The sequence below is a fragment of the Microcystis sp. M169S2 genome (assembly GCF_020245865.1).
Taxonomy (GTDB): domain Bacteria; phylum Cyanobacteriota; class Cyanobacteriia; order Cyanobacteriales; family Microcystaceae; genus Microcystis; species Microcystis ichthyoblabe_A.
This window is the reverse complement of sequence record NZ_JADBUB010000229.1, coordinates 1-4,737: the sequence shown is the minus strand read 5'-3', so window position 1 is coordinate 4,737 and position 4,737 is coordinate 1. Positions and strand designations below refer to the sequence as shown.

At 35.7% G+C, this 4,737-nt stretch carries 5 protein-coding genes; all 5 read left to right on the top strand.

What is annotated here, in order from left to right; translation table 11 throughout:
* The first annotated feature begins 336 nt into the window (after window positions 1-336).
* The 5 genes from IM485_RS20740 to IM485_RS20720 all read left to right on the top strand — a co-directional run bounded on the left by IM485_RS20740 (window position 337) and on the right by IM485_RS20720 (window position 4,649).
* Window positions 337-2,160: an ATP-binding protein gene (locus IM485_RS20740; RefSeq protein ID WP_002798629.1), complete on the top strand. Its 1,824-nt coding sequence runs from the start codon at window positions 337-339 to the stop codon at window positions 2,158-2,160.
* Between the two features lie 57 nt (window positions 2,161-2,217).
* Window positions 2,218-2,913, top strand: coding sequence for a response regulator (locus IM485_RS20735; protein WP_002798630.1), 696 nt, complete (start codon window positions 2,218-2,220; stop codon window positions 2,911-2,913).
* Between the two features lie 44 nt (window positions 2,914-2,957).
* Entirely contained in the window at window positions 2,958-3,395 is a 438-nt protein-coding gene (locus IM485_RS20730) for a retropepsin-like aspartic protease (protein ID WP_287745323.1), read from the top strand.
* Entirely contained in the window at window positions 3,392-3,742 is a 351-nt protein-coding gene (locus IM485_RS20725; protein ID WP_104395910.1) for a hypothetical protein, read from the top strand. Before IM485_RS20730 ends, IM485_RS20725 begins: the two co-directional genes overlap by 4 nt.
* Before the next feature lie 166 nt (window positions 3,743-3,908).
* Window positions 3,909-4,649: a hypothetical protein gene (locus IM485_RS20720; RefSeq protein ID WP_287745321.1), complete on the top strand. Its 741-nt coding sequence runs from the start codon at window positions 3,909-3,911 to the stop codon at window positions 4,647-4,649.
* The last annotated feature ends 88 nt before the right edge of the window (window positions 4,650-4,737 follow it).

Sequence of the window (4,737 nt, the reverse complement as noted above, 5' to 3'; positions counted from 1 at the left end):
GAAAGTAATTAGCGATAAGCTAATCTGAAAGTATCATTCTGCCGTTAGTGATTCACTTGAACCCAATCGATCTTTTTATAGAAGATTCCCCTCAAAAGCTTTCCCCATAAGGATTATGGGCATACTTGTCACCCCGTCAGGCTTAAACCCCTTATACAGAAAGAGTTTTGGCGGTATCCTAATCTGGTACTCCTGTCAAGGATTGTTAAGACGCGTTTACCCTGACTAAAAAACGCTTTGACACTTGGGGAAAAAATTGATAAAAACTCAGCAAATTTTAAGGAAGACTTGATTTTAGCGTTGTAGAATGAAACAAAACCAAGCTTCCGCAATTATATGGACACACAAAAGCTCCGCGATCAGTTACATAATCTCAACGAAGTGAGTAGAAACCTGCTGCGCTGCCAGACTGTCGAGGAGATAATCGAGAAAGCCTTAGCAGAAGTGAGACGGCGCTTAAATACTCAAGTAGCTTCGATATTTCTCTTATCCAAAGATGGCGTGATCAAGCGCGTTGGTATTGATGGAGTTGATAAAGATAATCATCCTATTGATAAAAATTGGTTTCGGGATGAACAATACCAACCCGAAGAAAGTTTTTCTGGTAAGGCGATTCCTGCCTTTGAAGCTGAATATGGTTATGGAGAACCCCAATATTCTAATGATCTTTTGGCTGATTATCCTAGTATGATCAACGAAAATCCTTATCTGCAAAAACTCGGACAGTTAAAATGTGGTATTTCCGTTCCTCTCAATGGTCCAAATACTACTTTTGGTACTATTGAAGTCTTGAATAAAAGTGCTGAGGCTAATCAAGATAAATTTTCCCTTGAAGATGTTTATTGGTTAACCCAAATTGGAACAATTGTCGCTAATTTTATCGTGGAAAACAGGAGAAAAGAAAGATTTAGAATTTACAAGAAGTTGCTGGAATATCTAGTGACATTAGAGAACGATTACAGAAATTTTAAATTGAGTGAGGTTTGTCAATTTGTTGTGGAAAAAGTCACCACCGACTTTACTCCTTATAAAGTTTGTATTATCCGCATTCCTGACGAGGGAGATGGTTTAAATATTATGGGAAAATCCTGTGATGGCGACGAAGATTTTTTAGAAGGGAGAAAAGATGGCTCGATCAAATCTGGCAGTCAAATTGTCGGCGAAGTTTATAAAAGTAAGCAACCCAAAATTCTTCCTGATATTGGAGAAGAAATCCATAAGTTTAACAACAAAGAATGGATTGAAAACAAAAAACTAAAATCCTTCGCTTGCTTGCCCTTGTTAATTCAAAATGAATGTGTCGGTACTATCTCAGTTTATACGCAATATCATTATAAATTTTACAATAATTATTGGGTTTTTCTTGATACCATAGCTCTCTATGTAGCCGCCATCATTACCAGAGTCAAGATGAGCGAAGAATTTCGCCAAATTCGCCAAGAACGCAATGATATTCGAGAAAGCTTTCTCAATGCTTCTGTTTTGGTTAGTTACGATCAAATGAGTAAAAATATTTTACATCAATATAAAAATAAGCTAATTAGTTTTTCCCAATTCCTAGAGACAATTTCTGCTGAAGATAGATTGAGTAACAAAGAAAGAGCAAGAATAGTGGCAGAACAGAAAGAATCGATAGATCAACAAATTGAAGAAATAAAACAGGAATTAGAAATCACCAATAATCAATCCATTGATATTAACCAAACTCTGAAAGAAGTAGTTCGAGGTTTTTCTTTTGCCTTTAGTGATACTGATATACAAGTTATCGAAACCTACGATAAAACAATTCCCTTGATGAATCTTGATGAAAGAGAAATCAAAGATATTATTTTTAATCTCTTATCCAATGCGGAAAAAGCCATCCAAAAAGCTGAACGCAAAAAGGGAGAGATCACGATTATGACCAGTATTGATACTTTAGAGGGAATTCAATATATTAAAATCATGGTAGCAGATAATGGCATTGGCATTGCCAAGGACATTCAGGATAAAATCTTCACCAGAGGATTTACCACTCGCGCCAAAGAAGGGGGTACAGGATTAGGTTTATATGTTGTCCATGAGATTATTAAAAGTTATGGAGGAAAAATTTACTTTGACTCTAGCGTCAAGGGAACTAAATTTTATGTGAGAATTCCTCTCAAACGCTATAAAATTTAGAAAATAACGAAACATTTAAATTTAACTATTTTGCCAAATCAAATAAGGAGAAATACCATGACTGTGTGTGATGACATTTTACTCAAACAAGAAATTGTGGTTATGGAAGATGATCTCTTCCTACAACAAGCTATCAAAGAAGCGATCAAAAAAAATCTGCCCTGGGAAATAAGAATAGTCGGAAGTGAAAAAGAAGCAATATCCTTAATTCAGCAGCAGGAAGCGGGTTATTACATTCTTGATGTCCACATGGGAAGCAATCGGGAACAGGAGGGATTGGATGCCTTAGAAAAAATCAAAGGCATTAACAGTCAAGCGTTTGTTTCGATTCTTTCTGCTTATCCTAATAACCGAAGACTAGCAGAAAACCTAGACGTTGATATTTTTATCGATAAGACTCCTAATATACAGGAAGATATTCGCAGTAAACTTATACCAAAAATGCTACAGTATCGGCTTAATTGTCTGCAAGCATCAGAAGCAGAAACCCGTCTCCATCTAGAGAAAATTTATTATGATTCAGATGTAAATATTATTGCTTACGAAAGACTGAAATCAGAGCCAGCATGGTTAAAAGAAAATGAAGGACAATATGTCGCTTTTGTTGATGGGGAATTTGTCGGTAGTTGCCAAAATAAGCAGGAGTTACTACAACAGCTTCGAGAGAAATATCCTGAAAAGTCAAGGTTCTTTAAGAAAGTTGACAAAGAAGATAGAATTATAGACATTCCCTACTTTGATATTGTTGAATAGACTTTAGAGAAATCTTTTATTATCCATCTAACGGAGTTTAATTCATGTACACAGATCGATATGAGAATATTCAAGGGTCTACTTATACACCAAGACCAAAAGCTTATCTAAAAGTTGTCAATCCTTCCTCCTCATCCCGTTATGGTGAAGTTGAAGCAATTGTGGATAGTGGGGCAACAATGACTTGCATTCCTGAATCAATAATTGCCAGACTTGGATATTTAGAGTACAGCCATCAAAGGGTGAGAGATGCTAATAATAACGTCGTCCTAAGAGAATCATATATTCTCAATATCACCATCGGCAATTATACATTTAATGATCTGGAAGTAATCGGATTTTCAAAATCTTATGCCCTGCTCGGTTGCGATATACTTAATCAGAGTAAAATCATGCTTGATGCACCTAACAATCGATGGATTTATAACTGTCCGGGACAATGTTTAGAATCAGATGGAACCACTGTAGATGCAACTCCATGAATAAAATCAAGAGATTTTTAAATAGGTTTTTAAAATTTGCTTTTTTGGGTAAAATTCCGTCTACTAGACCCATTGTTGATATTGATGAATCCTTTCTGGAACCTACCAATCAGATCAATACAAATGCCGACGAATCCAGTCAAGATCAGATTAAAAATCAGTTAATCATCAAAATTAATTGGCTTTTAATGATAGTTTGTGCTGTTTCCTTTGGATTTATCATTATTTATCCTTTAATCTATCCTGATAAAGCCGTTCCTGATATTATCCAAAATGCTTTCTTTACTACCTTAGGATGGTTTGGCGGTGTCTTAGGAGCCTTTTTTCAAGTAGAGCAAAATAAATAACTAATTTTCAAACTAAATCCTATCGGAGGAGAAGCGAGAGAAAAAATCTATTGAATCGGTGGAAAACTGTGGCAGCTTTGAGCCAAGTCACCCGGTCAATCCACATAAATTATCAGAGATTCGGCAATCTAATCTCGGATTGATTGTCTTTCTGCGTCGAGATTTCTTGAGATATACAATCACACAAAACTCGCAACAATTTGAAAACTTATATCGTAATTATGATCTATCTTGGAATCTAGAATCGTTTCTTAAACTTTCCTATTGGCTCTGCATACAATCATCGGTTATTAATGCTAACTCTCAGGATTTAGTCGGCTGTTCAATTGAAGATTTAAAAGAAAAATTAGAATTACTTTGGGGCAAAAAATTAGGAGCAGATAATGCAAGGGAAGCTAAGTCAGACAATTGGATTTTTGCAGCTTTAACCGATTTTAATGGAAGACTGCAAGCGCGGGATATTGTGAGATTTTTGTATCATGCTGCTAATATTACTGTAGAAAAAAAAGAAGAAATACAATTTACTAAATGGTCGAATACTAGACTGTTACCTCCCCAAGCGATTCGACGAGCGCTTGAACCCTGTAGTAAGAAAAAAGTTGACGAGTCTAAGGAAGAATATCCTATATTTAAAAGCTGGGCAGAAAGGTTACATGAATATAGTGATAAAAAAATTCCTTTTTCCCTAGAACAGTTTAATCTGGATGCTACTACAGTCAATATTCTTGAGCAAATGGGAGTAATTTATGAGGACAAGGATAAAGAAGATGCAGTTCGTTATTATATGCCCGAAATATTCCGTGAAGGGTTAGGATTTTCTAGTCAAGGTGCGCGTCCTCGTGTTCTAGCTTTAAAGCCCACATTCCGCACCCTCAACTGTCACAGATCAAAAAAGCCATTAAAGTAGTACATAATAACTAAAATTAATTCAAAGGTTAAAAGGGTTAATGAGAATATATAGCATTAAAAGGGGTATGGAGCGAGAAAGAGAAAAT